This is a genomic window from Flavobacterium hiemivividum (assembly GCF_004349145.1).
Classification (GTDB): domain Bacteria; phylum Bacteroidota; class Bacteroidia; order Flavobacteriales; family Flavobacteriaceae; genus Flavobacterium; species Flavobacterium hiemivividum.
The window spans coordinates 53,282-75,250 of record NZ_SMFO01000009.1 but is presented as its reverse complement, the minus strand read 5'-3'; the positions used below and the strand labels follow the sequence as shown (position 1 = coordinate 75,250).

At 33.4% G+C, this 21,969-nt stretch carries 22 protein-coding genes and 1 riboswitch; of the genes, 11 read left to right on the top strand and 11 right to left on the bottom strand.

Features of this window, described 5'->3' with window-relative positions; genetic code table 11:
* Positions 1 to 55 precede the first annotated feature (55 nt).
* Positions 56 to 163, bottom strand: a riboswitch (SAM riboswitch).
* Between the two features lie 176 nt (positions 164 to 339).
* The 4 genes from E0F98_RS12095 to E0F98_RS12080 all read right to left on the bottom strand — a co-directional run bounded on the left by E0F98_RS12095 (position 340) and on the right by E0F98_RS12080 (position 3,614).
* Complete coding sequence (locus E0F98_RS12095; RefSeq protein WP_132111818.1) at positions 340 to 546, bottom strand: hypothetical protein; 207 nt, start codon at positions 544 to 546, stop codon at positions 340 to 342.
* 522 nt (positions 547 to 1,068) lie between these two features.
* Positions 1,069 to 2,343 (bottom strand): O-acetylhomoserine aminocarboxypropyltransferase/cysteine synthase family protein, encoded by a 1,275-nt coding sequence (locus tag E0F98_RS12090; protein WP_132111816.1) that lies wholly within the window; start codon positions 2,341 to 2,343, stop codon positions 1,069 to 1,071.
* Positions 2,344 to 2,910: 567 nt separating this feature from the next.
* Entirely contained in the window at positions 2,911 to 3,108 is a 198-nt protein-coding gene (locus E0F98_RS12085) for a hypothetical protein (RefSeq protein ID WP_132111814.1), read from the bottom strand.
* 200 nt (positions 3,109 to 3,308) lie between these two features.
* A complete protein-coding gene (locus E0F98_RS12080) occupies positions 3,309 to 3,614 on the bottom strand; it encodes a hypothetical protein (RefSeq protein WP_132111812.1) in 306 nt (101 codons plus the stop codon).
* Between the two features lie 569 nt (positions 3,615 to 4,183).
* On the opposite strand from E0F98_RS12080, the gene metK reads away from it, so the two are divergent.
* The 3 genes from metK (at position 4,184) to E0F98_RS12065 (ending at position 6,975) form a co-directional block, all read left to right on the top strand.
* A complete protein-coding gene (gene metK / locus E0F98_RS12075; protein WP_132111810.1) occupies positions 4,184 to 5,434 on the top strand; it encodes a methionine adenosyltransferase in 1,251 nt (416 codons plus the stop codon).
* A 135-nt stretch (positions 5,435 to 5,569) separates the two neighbouring features.
* On the top strand, positions 5,570 to 6,361 hold the full coding sequence (locus tag E0F98_RS12070; protein WP_132111808.1) for a hypothetical protein: 792 nt from the start codon (positions 5,570 to 5,572) through the stop codon (positions 6,359 to 6,361).
* Entirely contained in the window at positions 6,361 to 6,975 is a 615-nt protein-coding gene (locus tag E0F98_RS12065) for a deoxynucleoside kinase (RefSeq protein ID WP_132111806.1), read from the top strand. The genes E0F98_RS12070 and E0F98_RS12065 overlap by 1 nt, the downstream gene beginning before the upstream one ends.
* Positions 6,976 to 7,101: 126 nt before the next feature.
* On the opposite strand, the gene E0F98_RS12060 is transcribed toward E0F98_RS12065, so the two are convergent.
* From E0F98_RS12060 to E0F98_RS12045, 4 genes are all read right to left on the bottom strand, one after another.
* Positions 7,102 to 9,459, bottom strand: a complete 2,358-nt coding sequence (locus E0F98_RS12060) for a sodium-translocating pyrophosphatase (RefSeq protein WP_132111804.1) — start codon at positions 9,457 to 9,459, stop codon at positions 7,102 to 7,104.
* 115 nt (positions 9,460 to 9,574) lie between these two features.
* On the bottom strand, positions 9,575 to 10,105 hold the full coding sequence (locus E0F98_RS12055; RefSeq protein WP_132111802.1) for an inorganic diphosphatase: 531 nt from the start codon (positions 10,103 to 10,105) through the stop codon (positions 9,575 to 9,577).
* Between the two features lie 375 nt (positions 10,106 to 10,480).
* Positions 10,481 to 12,964 carry a DUF5686 and carboxypeptidase-like regulatory domain-containing protein gene (locus E0F98_RS12050; RefSeq protein ID WP_132111800.1) on the bottom strand — a complete coding sequence of 828 codons (2,484 nt, stop codon included), beginning with the start codon at positions 12,962 to 12,964 and terminating at the stop codon, positions 10,481 to 10,483.
* Between the two features lie 69 nt (positions 12,965 to 13,033).
* Positions 13,034 to 14,011 (bottom strand): pyruvate dehydrogenase complex E1 component subunit beta, encoded by a 978-nt coding sequence (locus tag E0F98_RS12045; protein ID WP_132111798.1) that lies wholly within the window; start codon positions 14,009 to 14,011, stop codon positions 13,034 to 13,036.
* Between the two features lie 289 nt (positions 14,012 to 14,300).
* Between E0F98_RS12045 and E0F98_RS12040 the strand changes: the two genes are divergently transcribed.
* From E0F98_RS12040 to E0F98_RS12025, 4 genes are all read left to right on the top strand, one after another.
* Positions 14,301 to 15,047 carry an electron transfer flavoprotein subunit beta/FixA family protein gene (locus E0F98_RS12040; RefSeq protein ID WP_132111796.1) on the top strand — a complete coding sequence of 249 codons (747 nt, stop codon included), beginning with the start codon at positions 14,301 to 14,303 and terminating at the stop codon, positions 15,045 to 15,047.
* An 83-nt stretch (positions 15,048 to 15,130) separates the two neighbouring features.
* Entirely contained in the window at positions 15,131 to 16,099 is a 969-nt protein-coding gene (locus E0F98_RS12035; RefSeq protein ID WP_132111794.1) for an electron transfer flavoprotein subunit alpha/FixB family protein, read from the top strand.
* 164 nt (positions 16,100 to 16,263) lie between these two features.
* Complete coding sequence (locus tag E0F98_RS12030; protein WP_132111792.1) at positions 16,264 to 16,893, top strand: bifunctional nuclease family protein; 630 nt, start codon at positions 16,264 to 16,266, stop codon at positions 16,891 to 16,893.
* A gap of 70 nt (positions 16,894 to 16,963) precedes the next feature.
* Positions 16,964 to 17,788, top strand: coding sequence for a thymidylate synthase (locus E0F98_RS12025; protein ID WP_132111790.1), 825 nt, complete (start codon positions 16,964 to 16,966; stop codon positions 17,786 to 17,788).
* 23 nt (positions 17,789 to 17,811) lie between these two features.
* Here E0F98_RS12025 and E0F98_RS12020 read toward each other — a convergent pair whose 3' ends face one another.
* Entirely contained in the window at positions 17,812 to 18,108 is a 297-nt protein-coding gene (locus E0F98_RS12020; RefSeq protein ID WP_132111788.1) for an isoamylase early set domain-containing protein, read from the bottom strand.
* A 236-nt stretch (positions 18,109 to 18,344) separates the two neighbouring features.
* Between E0F98_RS12020 and E0F98_RS12015 the strand changes: the two genes are divergently transcribed.
* Positions 18,345 to 18,677 carry a 2TM domain-containing protein gene (locus E0F98_RS12015; protein WP_132111786.1) on the top strand — a complete coding sequence of 111 codons (333 nt, stop codon included), beginning with the start codon at positions 18,345 to 18,347 and terminating at the stop codon, positions 18,675 to 18,677.
* An 11-nt stretch (positions 18,678 to 18,688) separates the two neighbouring features.
* Positions 18,689 to 19,171 carry a dihydrofolate reductase gene (locus E0F98_RS12010; RefSeq protein WP_132111784.1) on the top strand — a complete coding sequence of 161 codons (483 nt, stop codon included), beginning with the start codon at positions 18,689 to 18,691 and terminating at the stop codon, positions 19,169 to 19,171.
* A 51-nt stretch (positions 19,172 to 19,222) separates the two neighbouring features.
* Here E0F98_RS12010 and E0F98_RS12005 read toward each other — a convergent pair whose 3' ends face one another.
* Entirely contained in the window at positions 19,223 to 19,522 is a 300-nt protein-coding gene (locus E0F98_RS12005) for a hypothetical protein (RefSeq protein ID WP_132111782.1), read from the bottom strand.
* Between the two features lie 241 nt (positions 19,523 to 19,763).
* Between E0F98_RS12005 and ubiE the strand changes: the two genes are divergently transcribed.
* Both ubiE and porT read left to right on the top strand, forming a co-directional pair.
* On the top strand, positions 19,764 to 20,495 hold the full coding sequence (gene ubiE, locus E0F98_RS12000) for a bifunctional demethylmenaquinone methyltransferase/2-methoxy-6-polyprenyl-1,4-benzoquinol methylase UbiE (protein WP_132111780.1): 732 nt from the start codon (positions 19,764 to 19,766) through the stop codon (positions 20,493 to 20,495).
* Positions 20,496 to 20,519: 24 nt separating this feature from the next.
* The gene (porT, locus tag E0F98_RS11995) at positions 20,520 to 21,224 is read left to right on the top strand and encodes a type IX secretion/gliding motility protein PorT/SprT (protein ID WP_132111778.1); all 705 of its coding nucleotides are present in this window, start codon (positions 20,520 to 20,522) and stop codon (positions 21,222 to 21,224) included.
* A gap of 10 nt (positions 21,225 to 21,234) precedes the next feature.
* On the opposite strand, the gene E0F98_RS11990 is transcribed toward porT, so the two are convergent.
* Positions 21,235 to 21,957, bottom strand: coding sequence for a TrmH family RNA methyltransferase (locus E0F98_RS11990; protein WP_132111776.1), 723 nt, complete (start codon positions 21,955 to 21,957; stop codon positions 21,235 to 21,237).
* Positions 21,958 to 21,969: the final 12 nt, after the last annotated feature.

Sequence of the window (21,969 nt, the reverse complement as noted above, 5' to 3'; positions counted from 1 at the left end):
TTGTATTTGGAAATATTAGAAAGAAAAAACTAGGTAAACACTAGGGAAATTCTTGTTGTTATCTTTCCACGTTTGGCGTGGTAGAATGCAGCACCTTCTTCGATAAATCGAAGGGTTGCTAAGGCTTCATTGGGTCTAATCCCTCGTCCTTTCTTTATAACATTTCAATACGTTTGTGAACTTAATACTGCAAATTAACTACATATTTTTATAACAACCAAACTTTTATGATTCTGATTATTAGCTAAAAATATTTTTAACAAAAAAACGCAAGAGCTCGCTGAATCAAACAATTCAGAAATTCCTCGCGTGTAAAAAACTATATTGAATAACTTTCAATTAAATAAAAAGTGTATCATTTTCTTTTGAATACATCAAAAGCTGTAATGAGTTGACAACATTTTTAGCTTTTTCTCCGTTTGCTATATTCGTCCCTAATCTTGGGTTGATTAGTTCATCAATTGCAATTATATTGTTGCTGCTTTTTTTGCTTCTTATGTTTCTAAGAAATCCCCATGCTCTTGAAAGTTTGTTTGCTGCACTCATGATATATGTATTTAAGTTGTTTGTTTTCTATTATTATTTTCAAAAATTACTATAAAAAAAATCCTTTTGGAAAAAATACCAAAAGGATTCAAGTCATAAAAACTTATACTTTTAGTATCAACAGACCTTCTCGCAAAACATTGCGACAAGGATCTGAATCTTTTTATTTGAAAATATCTTCATTAACTTTTTCTATTGTGAAATAAAACTTTGTTTAAAAATAAAAGCCTCCCAATTATCTTGGGAGGCTCTTGCTATATTATATTTTTATATAATTTTAATGCAATTACAAGCTCCCGAATTTCTTCGATGCGACTAAAAATTGTTTATAAATATTTAAATTCATTTTTGGTATTTTTCTTCAACAAATATCTCATTTAATTCTATAATTTCCAAATGATTCACATTGATTTAACGATAATTTCATGTGACAAATTAAAAAAATGGTCAATATTAACGTTTGCCACTATGTATATCCAAAAATCATCTTTAGAATTAAATAAAACTTTAAAAATGATCTCACTACAATGAATCAAAAACAGTTTTTAGATCCACTTTTAAATCTTCAATATCCTCTAATCCTACAGAAAGACGAATCAAATCTTTAGAAACTCCAGAAATTAATTGTTGCTCTTCTGATAATTGTTGATGTGTTGTGCTAGATGGATGAATAATTAATGATTTTGTATCACCAATATTTGCTAAAAGCGAAAACAATTTTGTGTCATCCGCTACTTTTTTAGCTGCATCAAACCCACCTTTTAAACCGAATGTTACTAATCCGTTTTGTCCTTTTGGCAAATACTCTTGTGCCAAATCATAATATTTGCTTGTTTTCAATCCTGGATAATTCACCCAAGCAACTTGCTCCTGCGATTCTAACCATTGCGCTAAAGCCAATCCGTTTTCGCTGTGCTTTTTCACACGAATAGATAAGGTTTCTAACCCTTGAATAATTTGGAAAGCATTGAAAGGACTCAAAGCCGCTCCATAATCACGCAATCCTTCGATTCTAACTTTTGCTATATAAGCCGCAGCACCTAACGCATCATGATAAACTAAACCATGGTAACCCGGATTAGGTTCTGTGAATTCAGGAAAACGACCACTACTCCAATCGAAAGTTCCAGCATCAATTATAGCACCACCTAATGAAGTTCCATTACCAGAGATATATTTAGTTAGTGAATGAATTACAATATTTGCTCCATGCGCAATAGGGTTTAACAAAGCAGGTGAAGCAACGGTATTATCAACTACAAACGGCACTTTTAAAGTTTTAGCTACTGCCGCTATCGCTTTTAAGTCCAATACATCTAGTTTAGGATTACCTAAACTTTCTACAAAAATCACTTTGGTATTGTCATTGGCAGCTTTTGCAAAATTTTGCGCATCCGAAGGATCTACGAATGTAGTTGTAATACCTAATCTTGGCAAAGTAGCATTTAGTAGATTGAATGTCCCACCGTACAAACTACTTGAAGCTACAATATGATCTCCCGTTTTTAACATGGTCAATAAACCTGTTGCAATTGCTGCTGTTCCAGATGCGGTAACAACTGCCGCAATTCCTCCTTCAAGAGCCGCTAAGCGTTGTTCTAAAATATCATTTGTTGGATTATTTAATCTCGTGTAAATAAAACCTGCTTCGGTTAATCCAAATAGATTAGCCGCATGCTCTGAATTATCAAACACATAAGATGATGTTTGGTAAATAGGTACTGCTCTTGTCCCTGCGTGTTTTGTTACATCATGTCCGGCATGTAAGGCATTCGTTTCAAATTTTAATGTGCTCATAATTTTAGTTTTTTGGTTTTATTCTTTTTTATTAAATGAAAAACCCTTTCAGACAGCTATCCAAAAGGGTTTTAAGTTGTATTATAAACTTATACTTTCGGAATCACCTGAAACAAACACACATCATGACTTTTGCACAAATCATTGATTTGGCAACACGTTTATTGATTTGCATAGAATTCAGGTTGATCATTTTTGAATTATTATTTATTATTTAAAAAAATATCTTTGTTCAATTTCAAAAAAAAAGCTTCCCTTTTTGAGGAAAGCTTTTGCTATATTTAAGATTTAAAATTAAAGCAATAGACTACCCCCAGGAATTTTCCTGCATGGCTTTCATCTTATTACAAACATTTAAACTCATTCTATTCCTTTTTTTGTTGAAACAAATCTCCTCACAATAATTCATATATCCTAATATATTTTAAAAAATAACAAATAAAAAACATTCTGTTAAAATACCAATAATCAAATATTTCTAATAAAATTCAATCTTATTTTCAATAAAAATTGAATTTCGTTTTTGAATTCTAATTGTTTGTTTTTATCTTTAAAACACCTTTCAAATTATATAAACAATATGTCATTCTCTTGAGAATACATTTGAAGCAACAATAAGTTCGAAGCACTTTTGGAACCAACAATTTTCGTTTTTTTGGCTTGAATCCTTGGATGAACTATTCTATTTTTTGGCTCGCCCTTCGCCTCGTTTTTTGTCGTGAATTGAAAATTCGACTCTACCGCAGTTGTTTTTAAAGTTTCCATTACACTAATTTTTAGTCGTTTTATTTTTCCTTTTAATCTTAATTCGTTACCAGAATTTTAACTGCAGCTATTTTTATTTTCAACAGCTTTCAAAAAGCATTATCTTTTCATAAGAACAGTAAAAAACAAGAATACTATTTATTTTCGCATGGGAACGTCCTACTAATTCATTTTTCAATGGATTCTCAAAACTTCTAAAATCACTTAAAAAAAGCGTTAACAACCTTCATATTAATTTTAACCACTCTTCTTACTTGTCGCTCGCTCAACATTTTTTTATTGTAAGCTTTAAGAAGTCTTTTTTTAACCGCTTCCCATTTTTCTTTCATATACGGATATAAGGACAATGAACGTAAATCTCCATTTTGAGCCATTAAATAATGTTTATTATATTCTTTAACGTAATTATTATAGTCGTCTAAATACATATCCCATTTAGAATTTCCAACATTGTGTTTTGCAGTTCCTGTATTTTCCATTACTAAAAACTTTTCGTTTGCTCTCATGATAAAATATTTTATGGTTAATAATTAGTCTTTCTATATCCTAACGTCGATTTGTTGTTCCTAACATTTGGAAGATTTTAACAAATTTAACAAACTGCAGGTAATGAATTAAACTTAGTCGATTAACCGTCATAATATCAGTTAGCTAACATTTTTATCAAATAATAATTCAGAAAAAAGCTGCAAAAAATATTGTATCGAAACAACTTTATCAACAATGCTAAAGTAATCTTATGAATCCAGAGGAAAGTAAACAAAATATTATTTCAGTTTTAAGAAATAAATTTCACTAACAATACAGATACAAGCTAGTTCCTTTTTTAAATAAAAAGAATAGCTAACTTCTAATTAAAAAAAAAGTTAAGTTTAATATGCAATTCAAAATGGTTTCATACCTTTGCACTCAATTACAAGAGGAAAAATTTGAACTGATTGCAACCTCTTCATAATGAAACGAATTCATTATGAATGCTGAAAAATTTTCAGTAGAAAAAATGCTAAAGCAGAAACTCTTCTTTAGTATTTCCCGCAATTATTTTTCCTCCCTTAATATTAAAATACTATTTATTATGGCATATTTATTTACGTCAGAATCTGTAAGTGAAGGACACCCAGACAAAATTGCAGATCAAATTTCAGACGCATTAATTGATAATTTCTTAGCATTCGATGCTGATTCTAAAGTAGCTTGTGAAACATTAGTTACAACTGGACAAGTAATATTAGCTGGTGAAGTAAAATCAAATACCTATCTAGATGTTCAACAAATTGCTCGTGATGTCATCAAAAAAATTGGTTACACTAAGAGTGAATACATGTTTGAAGCCAACTCTTGCGGTATTCTTTCTGCGATTCACGAACAATCTGCAGATATAAACCAAGGTGTTGACAGAGCTAATCCTGAAGATCAAGGAGCTGGTGACCAAGGAATGATGTTTGGTTACGCTACTAATGAAACTGAAAATTTTATGCCTTTGGCACTAGATTTATCTCATAAATTACTGCAGGAATTAGCTATTCTTAGACGTGAAAATAAGGAAATCACTTATTTACGTCCTGATGCTAAATCACAGGTAACATTAGAATACAGCGATGACAATAAACCTACGCGCATTGATGCTATTGTAATTTCGACTCAACATGATGATTTTGATGAAGAATCAATCATGCTTGCCAAAATCAAGAGTGATCTAGTATCGATTTTGATTCCAAGAATCATTGCGAAGAATCCTGCTCACGCTCATTTATTTAATGATGCTATTCAATACCACATTAACCCAACGGGTAAATTTGTAATTGGAGGACCTCACGGAGATACTGGACTTACAGGAAGAAAGATCATTGTAGACACTTACGGTGGAAAAGGAGCTCACGGTGGTGGTGCTTTCTCTGGAAAAGACCCAAGTAAAGTAGATAGAAGTGCTGCTTATGCTACACGTCATATTGCTAAAAACTTAGTCGCTGCAGGTATTGCGGATGAAATTCTTGTTCAAGTTTCTTACGCTATTGGTGTAGCGAAACCAATGGGAATTTTTATTGATACTTATGGAACATCTAAAGTAAACTTGACAAACGGAGAAATTGCTAAAAAAGTAGAAGCTATCTTCGATATGCGTCCTTATTTTATTGAACAACGTTTAAAACTAAGAAATCCTATCTATAGCGAAACTGCTGCTTACGGACACATGGGACGTACGCCAGAAACCGTTACTAAAACATTCTCTGCTCCAGGCGGACATGAAAAAACAGTTACAGTTGATTTATTTACCTGGGAAAAACTAGATTTTGTTGACCAAGTGAAAACCGCTTTTGGATTGTAATTAGATTCAACTGAATATATCAAGACCAGCTCAATTGAGCTGGTTTTCTATTTAAAAGCAACCTCAACAACGTAGTACGAAGTATTTAGTATCAACTACAATTCTACCGCTCTTTTTTTGTACTTTGCTTCCATTATGAAAAAGCTGTTTTTATTCTTTTCTCTTCTCTCACTTTCATTTGTCTTTGGACAAAACCAACAAATTTTCGTCAAAAAATTAGATTCACTTGACGTAAAAGCCGATAATTACCTGGGACAAGATCAATTTGATTTCTACTATTATATAAGGAATACTATTTTATTCAAGTTTAAAGATGATCAGTCCTTTGAATACAAAAACACTTCTTTTGGAGAAATAACCAAAATCGACATTCAAAACCCGCTAAAAATTGTTTTGTTCTATGAAAATTTTAACGCGGTTGTATTACTTGACAACCAATTAAACGAAATCCAACAATTAAATTTTTCAGAAAACACAAATTCGATACTGGCGTCAGCAACTGGAATTGCAGCGCAAAATCAGCTTTGGGTTTATAATAGTTTAAATCAACAACTTGGACTATTTAATTATCTAAAAAACGAATATAAAACGATAAGCACTGCTTTTGCAGAAAACATCAAATATTATCAAACTGACTTTAATACCTTTTATTGGATAGACGACAAAAATAATTGGTTTTCCTGCGATATTTTTGGAAGGATAAAAACGAAAGGAAAAATCCCTGATTTTGATACTGTCGCAATTATAAATGAACATCAATTTATTTATTCTAAAAATAACAAGTTGTTTCTTGAAGACTTCGAAAAAAAGCAAAAACATGAGATCGAGCTATCAGAAAAAACGTTTAAAAAATTCTATTACAAAGACCAAATTTTATCTATTTTTACATCTAAGGGAATTATGAATTATAAAATCACAACACCGTAATGCACATAGCAGTAGCAGGAAATATTGGATCAGGAAAGACGACTCTAACCCGTTTATTAGCAAAACATTTTAAATGGGAGCCCCATTATGAAGATGTAGTTGACAATCCCTACTTGGATGATTTTTATCACCAAATGGAACGTTGGTCATTTAATTTACAGATTTACTTCTTAAACAGTCGTTTCCGTCAAGTGATTCAAATTCGCGAAAGCGGTAAGAAAATCATTCAAGACAGAACGATTTATGAAGACGCACATATATTTGCACCTAACCTTTACTCGATGGGTTTAATGACTAATCGTGATTTTCAGAATTATTCTTCGCTATTTGAATTAATGGAATCTACTGTAAAAGCTCCTGATCTATTAATTTATTTAAGAAGTTCAATCCCTAATTTAGTAGGTCAGATTCATAAAAGAGGACGCGAGTATGAAAGTTCGATTTCTATTGATTACTTAAGCCGATTAAACGAACGCTATGAAGCGTGGATTCATACCTACGATCGCGGGAAACTACTAATTATTGATGTAGACAATATTAATTTTGTTGATAACCCAGAAGATTTGGGTACTATTTTAAACAAGATTAATGCTGAGTTGAATGGATTGTTTTAATCCTCAGATAATCCCCTCTAAGCAATAGAGAGAAAATAAAAAATGCCTCACTCTTAATTTCTATAGTGAGGCATTTTTTTGTAAACCTTTCTCAAAGTTAAAACTTTAAAAAAAATTATTAAAACTCTATTTTAAAGCATCTATTTTAGCTTGAACTTCAGCATCGGTTCCTTCAAATTTTTGCACTTCCTGTTTGCCATTTATGATAGTGGTAATTGTTGCAGTTACTTTTCCATCAATATTTGATTTTTCAATAGAGATTTCTTTAGAACTAATTTCAGTTGCTACTGGATTTTCAGAAATAGTGTGACTTCCTTCTCCTAAAATTGGTGCCATTACTAATCCTATCAAACAAGTCAATTTAATCAAGATATTCATAGAAGGTCCAGAAGTGTCTTTAAACGGATCTCCAACAGTATCTCCAGTTACGGCAGCTTTGTGTGCATCAGAACCTTTATATGTCATCTCACCGTTGATCAAAACACCAGCTTCGAAAGATTTCTTAGCATTATCCCAAGCACCTCCAGCATTGTTTTGAAAAACAGCCCAAAGTACACCTGAAACAGTAACTCCAGCCATATAGCCTCCAAGCATTTCTGCAATTAGTTGATTATTATCTCCGTATACTATTTTTCCAAGAATTACAATCGCGATAGGAAAACCTATTGTCAAAACTCCAGGCAACATCATTTCGCGTAAAGCGGCTTTAGTAGAAATATCTACACATTTTGCATATTCTGGCTTGCCAGTTCCTTCCATAATTCCTGGAATTTCCTTAAACTGACGACGCACTTCATAGACCATATCCATTGCGGCTTTACCCACAGAGTTCATCGCCAATGCCGAAAAAACAACCGGTATCATTCCACCCACAAATAACATAGCCAAAACAGGCGCTTTAAAAATATTAATTCCGTCAATTCCTGTAAAAGTTACATAAGCAGCAAAAAGCGCTAACGAAGTCAAAGCTGCCGAAGCAATTGCAAATCCTTTTCCTGTTGCTGCAGTTGTATTCCCTACAGAATCCAAAATATCAGTACGCGTACGTACTTCTTTTGGCAATTCACTCATCTCGGCAATTCCACCTGCGTTGTCAGATATAGGCCCAAATGCGTCGATTGCTAACTGCATCGCTGTAGTTGCCATCATTGCTGAAGCAGCCAATGCTACTCCATAAAATCCTGCAAGTGCATACGAAGTCCAGATTGCAGCAGCGAACAATAAAATTGTTGGGAACGTAGAAATCATTCCTGTCGCTAAACCAGCGATCACGTTAGTTCCTGCTCCAGTGCTTGATTTTTGAACAATAGCCATCACTGGTTTCGTCCCTAATCCTGTATAGTATTCCGTAACAGATGATATAACTGCTCCAACTATCAATCCAACTATCGTAGCATAGAAAACTCTCATAGAAGATATGTCTTGTACACCTTCGCCAAAGAATTCCATTTTCATATTGGCAGGCAACATATATTGGACTAAGAAATAACAAGCTATTGCTGTCAAACCTATGGAAACCCAATTCCCTATGTTTAAGGCTTTTTGTACTTGTGCTTCTTTTGCATTTTGATCTGTAATTTTAACTAACATAGTTCCGATAATCGAAAACAATATTCCGAAACCTGCAATTGCCATTGGCAATAAAATAGGTCCGATACCTCCAAAAGCATCTTGAATACTTCCTCCCATGTCCTTAATAACATAATTTCCAAGAACCATAGCGGCTAGAACCGTCGCTACGTAAGAACCAAATAAATCAGCTCCCATCCCGGCAACATCTCCAACGTTGTCACCCACGTTATCAGCGATTGTAGCAGGATTTCTTGGGTCATCCTCTGGAATTCCAGCTTCTACTTTTCCTACTAAATCAGCACCAACATCGGCTGCTTTTGTATAAATACCACCTCCCACACGAGCAAACAAGGCAATTGATTCAGCTCCAAGTGAGAAACCAGCTAATGTCTCTAAAACGATTGTCATATCCTCCGTATTACTCCATGTTCCATTCATAAAGAAATGGAAGAAAAAGATAAAGAAGGAAGTCAATCCTAGAACAGCTAAGCCTGCGACACCAAGTCCCATTACGGTACCACCGCCAAAAGAAACTTTAAGTGCTTGTGGTAAACTTGTTCTTGCTGCTTGTGTAGTTCTAACATTTGTTTTGGTTGCTATTTTCATTCCCATATTCCCAGCCAGAGCAGAGAAAAAGGCACCAAAAACAAAGGCAACTACTATTAAAATATGTGTTGTAGGAACAAAATAAGACAGCCCTGCTAAAACTATACTCGCTCCAATAACGAAGAAGGTTAATAATCTATATTCGGCTTTTAAGAAAGCCAATGCACCTTCATAAATATAATCTGAAATTTCTTTCATCTTACCATCTCCGGCGTCTTGTTTTAATACCCACGATCTTTTAATCCGCATGAACAAAAGTCCAACAATTGCCATGACTATTGGCAAATAAATCATAATTGCATTCATAAATTTGGTTTTTTTGGTTTTGGTTAATAATCAATATAGTACAAAAACGAATTTAAACAAAAAAGCAACACTCTTCACAGAATGTTGCTTTTTTTATAAAATACAGGGTTGTTTATTACTTAATACTAAACAATCCTTCTGGTTTATTCTCTATTTGATCAAAACGCTCCGTACATTTTCTAATGATCTCGTATGCTTCATTTACATCTCCCCATCCACCTACATCTACTGTTTTGTTTTCAAGATCTTTATAAACTTGGAAGAAATGTTCAATTTCTTTTAGTAAATGCGGATTCATATCTGATAAATCATTTAATGAATTCCAAATTGGATCAGAAACTGGTACACAGATTACTTTTTCATCTGGTCCTTTATCATCTGCCATGTGAAATACACCAATAGGTTTCACTTCCATAACACATCCAGGAAAAGTTGGTTCGTTTACTAAAACTAATACATCTAATGGATCTCCATCTAATGCAAGAGTTTCAGGAATAAATCCGTAATCAGCTGGATACATCATTGATGAAAACAACATTCTATCGAAACGCATTCTTTTTATTTCGAAATCGTATTCATATTTATTTCTACTTCCTCTCGGTATTTCGATTAAAACATCGAAAGTGTTTATTTTATCTGCAGTCATTTTATCTTAATGTCTTAAATTTTTATGCGACTGCAAAAGTAGGTTAAAAACACATTGTTTACAAGCATTATTTCGCTTAAAACACAAGAAGTCAAAACCATTACGTTTTATTAATAGAAAATTCATCTTCTACTCCTTCTTAGCTAATAATATCTAAATAAAAAAGCGGCTACAGAATGACAAATACTCAATTTTTAGGATGTGGTAAAGTAGTTTGTTTGTAACATATATCGAATAACTCTTATTTGTGGTATTGACTACTACAATATCTTCTAGCAAAAGGAAATCAGAAACTTCTTCTAGGAATAAGCTGTAGCCAATAGTTGGATTTAACTACAATTAGCTACAGACACTGAAACAGGTTCAGTATGAAAATTAAAAATAAAAACCGAAAGATCCTTTTACAGAGAATCGCTGTGTATCTGGCGTGTTTAAATAATTTCCTCGCCAAGTGAAATCGATACGGAATACTTTGAAAATATTCCCAATTCCGGCACTATATTCCCAATACACGTTTTCAGGAGCATTGTATTGCAGACCCGAAGCGTTAATCGCTCTGTTCGCCTCAGAAATAGTTCCGTACACTCCTTTCACTCCTATTATTTCTCTCCAATTCAGTTTTCGCATAAATGGAACTCTGGAGAAAATTCGACCTCCAAAGTTGTGGTCCCACTGCGCCGTAGCATATTCATCGGCAACAAACTCGTAGAAATTAAGGTTACTAAAGGTGTTTTCGATAGTAAAATAAGTTTGATTTCCCGGAATCACGCTGATCAAACCTAAAGGAATTGTACCAAATGTTTTACCCATCTCCACCGTCACATTTGATCTTCCTAATGGTCCAATGATGATTGGTTGTTTATAATACAATTGCAATTTTTCATATTTAAAATCACTATCAAGTAATCCTTTAAATCCATGACTATAGTTTACAAAAAATCGGCTATAAGGACTATCTACATTATCTCTCTCAACAGCGTATCCTATCGTTTTTCGCTTTGGCGTGTATTCAATCTGAAAACTAACTTCTGACTGTTTTACATCACTTTTTGTCTCTGTTTGCCCTGCATCGGTATAGTAATCTAAACTAAATGTAGGCGAAGCAGATTCTAACGTTCGATAAGAGAAAGCCGTTTGAAAAGTCAAGTTTTTAATGGGTTCGATTTCGACAGCAACATTACTTAAATTGATGTTTGTCAACTTCCCGTTACTACCTGATGAAAATAAAGAAGACGAGGCAAAACTTCGACCCAAAACATCATTTGTAGTCGTTAAACTCGCGCCAATTTGTTCTACGTCGCGTCTATTACCAGCCGAAAGAATAATTCTATTTTTCTTTTCGACCATCCATTTTCCTGAAAGTCCGTATTTGAATTTATCGTCTTTAAATCCGTAAGCAGTATATCCTTGCAACCTCCACGTATCGCTAGTACCAAAATAAGTTCTACCTCCTGCTCTTAAACGAACTCCCTCTACTTCATTGTAACCAAAAGTGGAAAAAATTGGCCCGTAATCAAAATTTCCATAATTGAGATATCCGCTGGCAAGAACAGTAACTAGACTTGTAATCTGTTTGAATTTGTTAACCGTTTGCAGCGTATCCAGCATTCGATACACTCCCAGCTCATCTTTACTCAGATTCTCATAGCGGTTATCATGCCAATATTGATCTGACTTATTGTATATCGAGTCGTTTGCATAAGCAACTTCATCCTTATAAAAAGAAGCTGGTTTTTCTTTATTAAATTCATGATTCCCGTAGAAAGAAGTACGTTTTCCATAGAGTCCTTTAGAACCTTCTTTTTTATTTAAAGCAAAATCTGACATTAAATAATCACGTGTTAAAAGAAACACAGAATCACTAACAACATCAAATTCCTGTTCTAAATAAATGTCCTTTACCCAGTTAATATTAGCACTTTTTGTAACTGCCATATTAATTTTCTTTATGGCAAATGTGGTGTCATTGACCCAGAAATCACCTTTAAAGGTCAATTCATTCTTACGTCTTGGATAGAAAACGATATTATAACACCATTTTTTGTTAATGTAAGCACTGTCTTTCAAGACATAATTATAAGTATCAACTCCCGTTGTAGAAAGTGGACTCGTAAAACTCTTATCAAAAAAAGTAAGGTGATTATCATAAACATTATAATCAGAATATAAATCTTTTACAAAAGACAACAATTGCTGATTTCCTTTAAAACCAGAGCTTTTATTGGCTTTTTCTTTTTCTTTTACTTTCTTGAGTTTATTGTCCCCATAAACATCTGACAGGGTTTCGTTTATGAAAATAGGCAAATACGTTTTTCCTGTCACATTTGAAGTGTCAACATGATCAAAGATAAATTCCATTCCTCTAAACAGCCTGTTTTTCATAAAAGCACTATCGATTGTGTTCATATCAAACTCAATCTTCTCGTACCTTTCCATTTGGTATTGATCAAAAAGATACAGTCCATTTTTACGTTTTCTTTCCCATATTTTTCTAAGAATATCCAGAGCTGGGTTGTCCTTTTTTGAAGTTTTACCAGTAAAAATGACAACTTCGTTCAAGCTTTCGGCTTCTTTCAACAACACCTTAAAGTTATAACTAACCGCTTTCTCTAAGGCAATTTCTCGATCTGAAAAACCAACGGAAGTAATTACTAAAGTAGAATATGTTTTAGTAGATTCAATGTAAAAACGCCCATCTTCATTGGCAACAGCCCCTTCTTTAGAATCTTTGAAAGCAACATTTGCAAAAGGAACTGGAAGTCCAGATTTATCCACAACGACACCACTCACTTTTGTTTGTGCAAAAATAGCACTCGTGACAGTTAACAAGAAAACAATAAATAAAAAGCTCTTTTTCATAATTCTATTTAAAACAAAAAGCTCCACCAATCGATTGAATGATGAAGCTTTTATAAAATGTTTAGTGTATTATTTATACATTACTTTTTTTACAGCTTTAATCACATCATCAGCATTAGGCAACCATTCTTTCAACAAGACTGGAGAGTAAGGTGCTGGTGTATCTGCTGTTGTAATTCTTTGAATAGGTGCATCAAGAAAGTCAAAAGCACGCTCTTGTACAATATAAGTAATCTCAGAAGCAACACTTGCAAAAGGCCAAGCCTCTTCAAGAACTACTAATCTATTTGTTTTTTTAACAGAAGTTAAGATAGTGTCATAATCCATAGGACGTACAGTTCTTAAGTCGATAATCTCACAAGAAATACCCTCTTTAGCTAATTCGTCAGCAGCAATATGAGCTTCTTTGATAATTTTTCCAAAAGAAACGATAGTTACATCTGTTCCTTCACGTTTAATGTCAGCAACACCAATTGGAATTGTGTATTCTCCATCTGGAACTTCCCCTTTATCACCATACATCTGTTCTGACTCCATGAAAATTACAGGATCGTTATCACGAATAGCTGATTTTAAAAGTCCTTTTGCATCATAAACAGTAGACGGAACAATTACTTTTAGACCTGGAGTGTTAGCAAACCAGCTTTCTAAAGCTTGTGAATGCGTTGCTCCTAATTGTCCTGCTGAAGCAGTTGGACCACGAAAAACAATAGGCACATTAAATTGACCACCTGTCATTTGACGCATTTTGGCAGCATTATTTATTATTTGATCAATTCCAACTAAACAAAAGTTGAAAGTCATGTATTCCACAATCGGTCTGCAACCATTCATCGCTGAACCTACTGCAATCCCAGTAAAACCAAGCTCTGCAATAGGAGTATCAATTACTCTTTTTGCTCCAAACTCGGCAAGCATTCCTTTAGACGCTTTATATGCACCATTATATTCAGCAACCTCTTCACCCATTAAGTAAATGGACTCATCATTACGCATTTCTTCGCTCATCGCTTCGCAAATGGCCTCTCTAAATTGTATCGTTCTCATATCTGATATTGTATCTGTATAATTTTCGAAAGCAAAAATAAATATTTTAAATCACTTTAGTGCATAAATTTCTTTAAATTAATTCCATGCTTATTCAAGCTCGAATAGTCAACTGACGCTATAACTTCTTCTAGTCTAATGTCAAAAAACTAGATAACAATAAAGACTCACCTACTACATGGTCTACGAAAACGAAATAGTTAACTAAAATTTATATGCACGCATAGTATATTATTCGAATTATTATTCTAATTTTGTAGAAGACTATTAGAAAATAAAAACCAATCCTATGAAAATATTAGTTTGCATCAGTCACGTTCCTGATACTACTTCAAAAATTAATTTTACCAATGGCGAATCAGAATTTGATACCAATGGAGTACAATATGTAATAAATCCAAATGATGAATTTGGCCTAACCCGCGCCATATGGTTTCAAGAACAGCAAGGAGCGACAGTAACTGTTGTGAATGTTGGAGGACCTGAAACCGAACCAACTTTAAGAAAAGCACTAGCTATAGGAGCAAACGAAGCGATTCGTGTCAACGCAACACCTACTGATGGTTTTTTCGTAGCTAAACAACTTGCAGAAGTTATTAAAAATGGTGATTACGACCTTGTTATCGCAGGAAAAGAGTCTTTAGATTATAATGGCGGAATGGTTCCTGGAATGATTGCAGGCATCTTAGGTTACAATTTCATTAATTCTTGTACAGGAATTACCGTTGACGGAACTGCTGTAAAAACAGTTCGCGAGATTGACGGCGGAAAAGAAACAGCTTCTACTTCACTTCCATTAATTATTGGTAGTCAAAAAGGATTAGTAGAAGAAAAAGATTTGCGTATTCCAAACATGAGAGGAATCATGACTGCTAGATCTAAAGCATTAACTATTGTAGAACCAGTAGGCGCTCCAGTTAATACTAAAGCAGTAAAGTTTGAAAAACCAGCACCTAGATCAGCGGTGAAATTAATTTCCCCAGATAACTTAGATGAATTAATCGACTTATTACACAACGAAGCGAAAGTAATATAATTTTAAATTATGAATTTAAAATTGTGAATTAACGTTCTCAAATACATTTAAAATTTATAATTCAACATTTAAAATAAAAAAACATGTCAATATTAATATATGCAGAATCTGCAGAAGGAAAATTTAAAAAAGTAGCCTTTGAATTAGCTTCTTATGCAAAAAAAGTAGCAGAATCTCTTGAAACAACTGTAACCGCAGTAACAGTTAATGCTGGTGATGTTTCTGAATTATCTAAATACGGAGTAGATAAAGTATTAAAAGTAACCAACGATAAATTAACCGGTTTTACTGCTAAAGCGTATGCTGACGTTATCAAACAAGCAGCACAAAAAGAAAGCGCTAAAGTAGTTTTACTTTCATCAACAACTGACAGTATTTACCTTTCATCACTTGTTGCTGTAGCCTTAGAAGCTGGTTTCGCATCAAATGTTGTGGGATTGCCAATTAGCACTTCTCCTTTTCAAGTAAAAAGAAATGCATTCTCAAATAAAGCATTCAATATTACTGAAATCAGTACTGACGTAAAAGTTCTTGGACTTGCTAAGAACTCTTATGGTGTTTCTGAAAACCCATCTACATTAACGCAAGAAGATTTTAATCCAACTATTGGAGAAAATGACTTTGGCGTAAAAGTAGAATCAGTAGAAAAAGTATCTGGAAAAGTATCTATCGCTGATGCTGACATCGTAGTTTCTGCAGGTCGTGGATTAAAAGGACCAGAAAACTGGCCAATGATTGAAGAGTTAGCATCTGTACTTGGTGCAGCAACAGCTTGTTCTAAACCAGTTTCCGATTTAGGTTGGAGACCGCACGGAGAACACGTTGGTCAAACAGGAAAACCAGTAGCAACTAACTTATATATTGCAATTGGAATTTCTGGAGCAATCCAACATATTGCTGGAATTAGCTCTTCTAAAGTAAAAGTGGTAATCAACAACGATCCAGAAGCGCCTTTTTTCAAAGTAGCCGATTACGGAATTGTAGGTGACGCTTTTGATATTGTCCCTAGACTAATCGAGAAATTTAAAGCATTTAAGGCGCAACAGTCATAATTTAAAATTCTCTACTAAATATAGCTGCCTGAAAACAAGTTAATCGTACCTTTGTTTTCAGGCAGTTTTTTTGTCTGTCATTTTTTCATTAAAATTGCACCAAAATTTTACCCCAAATAATAAATCTTTAAATTAGGTACTTTGTACTTTTCATTTTATTAATTATGAGCTTAGTTAAATTATCGATAAAAGGAATTTCATACAGCCAAACACAAAATGGAGCCTACGCTCTAATTTTGAACGAAGTTGATGGCGAAAGAAAACTACCAATTGTCATAGGCGCTTTTGAAGCACAATCTATTGCAATAGCCTTAGAGAAAGAAATTAAGCCCCCTCGTCCCTTAACCCACGATTTATTTAAAAATTTCGCAGAGCGATTCGACATTACTGTTAAACAAGTAATCATTCATAAACTTGTGGACGGAGTATTTTATTCTAGCATTATCTGCGAAAGAGATAAAATTGAAGAAATAATAGACGCCCGCACATCCGATGCTATAGCACTAGCATTGCGATTTAATGCTCCTATCTTTACGTATAAAAACATTCTAGACAAAGCTGGTATTTATCTAAAAGCAAACTCCCAAGAAACAGATAAAGACTCACAAGAAATAGATGACATTCTTTCAAACCCAGAAACTTTTGGCAATGAAAAAGAAAGCAATCAATCTGGCCGAGTTTATATTAAATACAGTCTTCAGGAATTAAGTGAACTACTTGATCAGGCTGTTCAACACGAGGATTATGAGAAAGCGGCAAAAATAAGAGACGAAATTTCCAAAAGAGAATCTTAGTTGTTTAATCACAATTTAGGTTGTTTGTGAATTCAACACCTAATTATCAATTTTCCAAATAAACATATCAATGAAGCAATATTTAGACTTAGTGCAGCACGTTATGGACAACGGTTGTCAAAAAGGAGATCGCACGGGAACAGGAACAAAAAGTGTTTTCGGACATCAAATGCGTTTTGACTTAAGCGAAGGTTTTCCAATGGTAACTACTAAGAAATTACACTTCAAATCGATTGTTTATGAATTGCTTTGGTTCTTAAAAGGAGACACAAATATTAAATACCTTCAAGAAAACGGAGTGAAAATCTGGGATGCTTGGGCTGACGCCAATGGCGATCTAGGACCTGTTTATGGTCATCAATGGCGCAACTGGAACAGTGAAGAAATCGACCAAATATCAGATTTAATTACAGAGTTAAAAACCAATCCTAATAGCCGTAGAATGCTTGTTTCTGCCTGGAATCCATCTGTACTTCCAGACACTACAAAATCATTTGAAGAAAATGTAGCCAACAATAAAGCAGCATTACCGCCATGCCACGCATTCTTTCAGTTCTATGTAGCCGATGGAAAACTATCTTGTCAATTATACCAACGCAGTGCTGATATATTTTTAGGAGTACCTTTTAATATTGCATCTTATGCCCTGCTTACTATGATGATTGCTCAGGTTTGTGATCTAGAAGTAGGTGAATTTATTCATACTTTTGGAGATGCCCACATTTACAACAATCATATTGAACAGCTGCAACTTCAATTAACCAGAGAGCCAAAATCATTGCCTAAAATGATATTAAATCCAGATATCAAAGACATATTCAAATTTGAATTTGATGATTTTAAGCTAGAAGGATACGAACCGCATGCTCTTATAAAAGGAAATGTGGCTGTATAAAAATTGAAAAATGTTTTAGAGATTTAAACCTCTAAAACACTATTTTCAGCTCCAGCAAATTCATTCCACTTAAAAGAATCAGCTTCAGTTTCATTTACAAAGGCACCGTCAATTAAATATTTAAATTCATAAGAGGCATCTTTGTCTAGATCAAAAACGCCTTTGAAAGTTCCGTTTTTTAATTTATTCAAAGCACCTTCTTTAGGATTCCAATTGTTAAAATCTCCTACAACTGCAACTTCATCGGCTTCTTTTGCTGCTACTGAAAAAGTAACTTTACAAACCGGTTTTGTCTTTATAAATTGTTTTTTAATAGCCATAACACTTTCATTTTTAATATTATAAGACAAAGAAAGTAAATAATACAAAGACTGCGACAAAACTATAAAGTTTTAATAAAATGCAACAAACTATGTTAAAAAAAAGCTATTTCATTAATTAAATAATACTTTACTTTTATTAAATAAAAAAGAAATCGTTTTCTTAATAAATATAACACAAGCTAAATACTAACTTTCCAAATTAAATTTTATCTTTATCATCAAAAATTCAACTTATGGAAAGAGAGCAACATGAACTATATGAATATGCCCGAAAAAGATTAAAACAAAAAAAAGGGTTGTATTTTCATTTTGTCCTACTATTTTTAGTTAGTTTATTTTTGTTTGTAGCAACCAAGCTATTTAATTTTGGAATCGATTCTAATTGGTACATGTACGCAATTACGGCTTGGCTTTTTATCTTTCTTTTACACTTCATTAAGGTATTCATAACGGATCGATTTATGAATAAAAACTGGGAGAGAGATCAAATTGACAGGCTGGTAGCCTTACAAGCCAAAAAAATAGCTGAATTACAATCAAATATCGAAGAAGAACCTTCAAAATAATCCTTAAAAACATGATTATAATGATTGCGGCGGCATCCGAAAATAATGCACTTGGAAAAAACAATGAATTAGTTTGGCATTTACCCAATGATTTCAAGAGATTCAAAAATCTCACCTCAGGGCATCATATCATTATGGGGAGAAAAACATTTGAAAGTTTTCCAAAACCACTACCTAACAGAACACATATTGTAATATCGCACCAAGAAAATTATAATCCAGAAGGTTGTATTGTAGTCAACAGTATGGAAAAAGCGTTAGAAAAATGCCCTTCAAACGAAGCGATATTCATCATTGGGGGAGGAGAAATTTATAATTTAGGACTTCCTTTTTCAGACAAGATTGAACTTACTCGAGTTCATCACACCTTTGAAGCAGATGCTTTTTTTCCAGAAATTGATCCGAGAGACTGGGAATTAGTAAATTCTGAATTTCAATCAAAAGACGACAAACATTTATTTGACTACAGTTATCAAACTTATGTTCGAAAATAAAAAACACTCCAATTAAAGGAGTGTTTTTCTTGTAATGATTGAGAAAATGATCTACTCTTGAAACAGTATTTGATAACATAATACAAAAATAACCAATGTTAAAAATACTCCAGAAACGAAGATTATAACATTTGATGTTTTTTGAGAATACATCTCAAAAAAGCCTTTAACACCAAATACCACAAAGGTACTAAAGACAAAAAAAACTAAAATTTCCAAAAACAAATTCAGCCCTAAGAACGTGTGCTGCGCAATTACTTCACTACCGCTTTTAATGACGGCACCGTCAAAACCGCTTACAAGAACAAGTGATATGATTAGCGCAAGAAGCAACCACTTGATTTGGATCATAAATTCCCTTTTAATCATTGAAAAAATATTATAATTTTATACTGTAAAAATGGGCATAAAAAAGACATCACACAATACCCACTTTTAGTGATATTTCAATTAATATAAAAAACTGTATTATTAAAGTCATTTCTATAGAAATCAGGCCAAAACTCTTCTAATTATTTTTTTATTACTATTTTGACATCTAGAATACAGTTCAAAATAGATTGTATTATATTTGTAAAAACTTAAACAAAAAATGTCAAAAAACATAACTCCATATAAAAATTCTACCTTAGGTAAAAAAGAACAGGTTGCAAAAATGTTTGATACTATTTCTGGAAATTACGACAACTTAAATCGTGTCATTTCTTTTGGAATAGATATAAAGTGGCGCAAAAAAGTATTAGATATTGTTGCAAAATCAAATCCTGAAACCATATTAGATATCGCAACAGGAACCGGAGACTTAGCTATTTTGATGGCTCAGACTGAGGCTACAAAAATCATTGGCTTAGACATATCAGCAGGAATGCTTGAAGTAGGCGTAAAAAAAATCGCTGACAAAAAACTATCCAATACTATAGAAATGGTTTTAGGAGATTCTGAAAACATGCCTTTTGAAGATAATTATTTTGACGCTATAACAGTTGCCTTTGGGGTTCGGAATTTCGAGACACTTGAAAAAGGACTGAAAGAAATATTACGAGTTTTAAAACCAAACGGCGTTTTTGTAATATTAGAAACCTCTGTTCCTGACAAAACTCCTTATAAACAAGGATATAATTTTTACAGCAAAAACATACTTCCTATCATTGGTAAATTATTCTCCAAAGACGATTTGGCTTATGAATATTTATCAGAATCGGCGGCGGCATTTCCTTACGGGGAAGCTTTAAACAATATTTTGAGAAAAATTGGGTTTATAGATGTAAAGGCACTTCCGCAAACGTTTGGAGTAGCTACTATTTATTCGGCATCTAAGAACTAATACTGAAGCATATTCAGTCCAAACATGAAAAAAATTGTTGTCTTACTTTTACTTCTTCTGTCCATTAAAGGAAACTCACAGTTTAAAAAAAGCATGTTTGGGCAAGATCCTATAATTAATTTAGAAAACTTTCAAAAGAAAAGAGTTTATTACGGCTATTTTTTAGGATTTAACTCCTTCGATTTCAAATTTGACTATAAAACGGAAGACCCGGATATTTTAGTTAAAAAAACTACTGGATTTAATGTAGGAATCGTAGGTGATTTAAAACTTCAGGAATATATAAATCTAAGATTTGAACCTGGACTTTATTACACCAAAAGAGATTTGTACTTCCCGAATTTCACAAGTGAAAAAGATGCACTAAGAGAAGTAAACAGCACCTACATTCATTTCCCGTTATTATTAAAGTTCTCGTCCCTTAGGACAGGAAACATACGTCCGTATCTTGTTGGCGGAGTTTCTGCTACTTTGAATCTATCAAGTAATTCGAAAGCAATCGCTGATAATTACGAACAAAAATTCAGAGTAAAACCTTGGACAACAAATTATGAAGTAGGTTTTGGGATCGATATTTTTTCAGAATATTTCATATTCTCCCCTTCGATTAGAGGTGTTTTTGGAATTGGCGATGAATTGATTCGAGACAATGACGTAAATAGTCCTTGGACCGGCGATATTCAATCACTAAAAACAAGAGCGGTCTTGATTAACTTTACCTTTCATTAGAAAGCAAGTTCTACCTTCTAAATTCACTAAGAATAATCGCAGTTGCAGTTGCTACATTTAAACTTTCTGTTTTTTGGACTTCTCCAAAGCGAGGAATTGACAGTCTGTTTTTTATCAAATTTTCAAGCTCCTTAGAAATTCCATTCGCTTCATTGCCCATTACAACAATACCTTCTTGCGGTAATGATGTTTTATAAATATTTTCGCCGTCCATAAAGGTGCCAAAAACAGCCAAATTTGTATTCGAAATAAATGCATTCAAATCCACATGACTCACATTAACTCTAGCGATGGAACCCATCGTCGCCTGAACCACTTTTGGATTGTATAAATCTACCGTTTCTTTAGAACAAACAATCTCTTTAACACCAAACCAGTCACTAAGCCTTAAAATTGTTCCTAAATTACCTGGATCTCGTATCGAATCTAAAGCAATAATTAGCCCTGACTCCTTAATCTTTTTCTCAACAGGAATTTTAAAAACTGCCAAACAGCTATTAGCCGTTGCCAAAGCAGTAATTTTCTTTAAATCAGCCTCGTTAATTAATGTTTTCTTAGATGCCTGAACTTCCTCAAAATCTTGTTTCGTAGAATACAAATGCTCCAATTCAAAGTTTGAATCTAGCAATTCCTGTATTACCTTTACCCCTTCGGCAAAAAATAATTTATTGATGATTCTATATTTTTTTTGCTGTAAACTCGTTATCAGTTTGATTTGGTTTTTACTAACCATAAATTAATGTAC

Excerpts from the sequence above, each read along its gene's own strand:
- E0F98_RS12095 (WP_132111818.1), bottom strand. The coding sequence starts at position 546 with ATGAGTGCAGCAAACAAACTTTCAAGAGCATGGGGATTTCTTAGAAAC.
- E0F98_RS12090 (WP_132111816.1), bottom strand. The coding sequence starts at position 2,343 with ATGAGCACATTAAAATTTGAAACGAATGCCTTACATGCCGGACATGAT.
- E0F98_RS12085 (WP_132111814.1), bottom strand. The coding sequence starts at position 3,108 with ATGGAAACTTTAAAAACAACTGCGGTAGAGTCGAATTTTCAATTCACG.
- E0F98_RS12080 (WP_132111812.1), bottom strand. The coding sequence starts at position 3,614 with ATGAGAGCAAACGAAAAGTTTTTAGTAATGGAAAATACAGGAACTGCA.
- metK (WP_132111810.1), top strand. The coding sequence starts at position 4,184 with ATGGCATATTTATTTACGTCAGAATCTGTAAGTGAAGGACACCCAGAC.
- E0F98_RS12070 (WP_132111808.1), top strand. The coding sequence starts at position 5,570 with ATGAAAAAGCTGTTTTTATTCTTTTCTCTTCTCTCACTTTCATTTGTC.
- E0F98_RS12065 (WP_132111806.1), top strand. The coding sequence starts at position 6,361 with ATGCACATAGCAGTAGCAGGAAATATTGGATCAGGAAAGACGACTCTA.
- E0F98_RS12060 (WP_132111804.1), bottom strand. The coding sequence starts at position 9,459 with ATGAATGCAATTATGATTTATTTGCCAATAGTCATGGCAATTGTTGGA.
- E0F98_RS12055 (WP_132111802.1), bottom strand. The coding sequence starts at position 10,105 with ATGACTGCAGATAAAATAAACACTTTCGATGTTTTAATCGAAATACCG.
- E0F98_RS12050 (WP_132111800.1), bottom strand. The coding sequence starts at position 12,964 with ATGAAAAAGAGCTTTTTATTTATTGTTTTCTTGTTAACTGTCACGAGT.
- E0F98_RS12045 (WP_132111798.1), bottom strand. The coding sequence starts at position 14,011 with ATGAGAACGATACAATTTAGAGAGGCCATTTGCGAAGCGATGAGCGAA.
- E0F98_RS12040 (WP_132111796.1), top strand. The coding sequence starts at position 14,301 with ATGAAAATATTAGTTTGCATCAGTCACGTTCCTGATACTACTTCAAAA.
- E0F98_RS12035 (WP_132111794.1), top strand. The coding sequence starts at position 15,131 with ATGTCAATATTAATATATGCAGAATCTGCAGAAGGAAAATTTAAAAAA.
- E0F98_RS12030 (WP_132111792.1), top strand. The coding sequence starts at position 16,264 with ATGAGCTTAGTTAAATTATCGATAAAAGGAATTTCATACAGCCAAACA.
- E0F98_RS12025 (WP_132111790.1), top strand. The coding sequence starts at position 16,964 with ATGAAGCAATATTTAGACTTAGTGCAGCACGTTATGGACAACGGTTGT.
- E0F98_RS12020 (WP_132111788.1), bottom strand. The coding sequence starts at position 18,108 with ATGGCTATTAAAAAACAATTTATAAAGACAAAACCGGTTTGTAAAGTT.
- E0F98_RS12015 (WP_132111786.1), top strand. The coding sequence starts at position 18,345 with ATGGAAAGAGAGCAACATGAACTATATGAATATGCCCGAAAAAGATTA.
- E0F98_RS12010 (WP_132111784.1), top strand. The coding sequence starts at position 18,689 with ATGATTATAATGATTGCGGCGGCATCCGAAAATAATGCACTTGGAAAA.
- E0F98_RS12005 (WP_132111782.1), bottom strand. The coding sequence starts at position 19,522 with ATGATCCAAATCAAGTGGTTGCTTCTTGCGCTAATCATATCACTTGTT.
- ubiE (WP_132111780.1), top strand. The coding sequence starts at position 19,764 with ATGTCAAAAAACATAACTCCATATAAAAATTCTACCTTAGGTAAAAAA.
- porT (WP_132111778.1), top strand. The coding sequence starts at position 20,520 with ATGAAAAAAATTGTTGTCTTACTTTTACTTCTTCTGTCCATTAAAGGA.
- E0F98_RS11990 (WP_132111776.1), bottom strand. The coding sequence starts at position 21,957 with ATGGTTAGTAAAAACCAAATCAAACTGATAACGAGTTTACAGCAAAAA.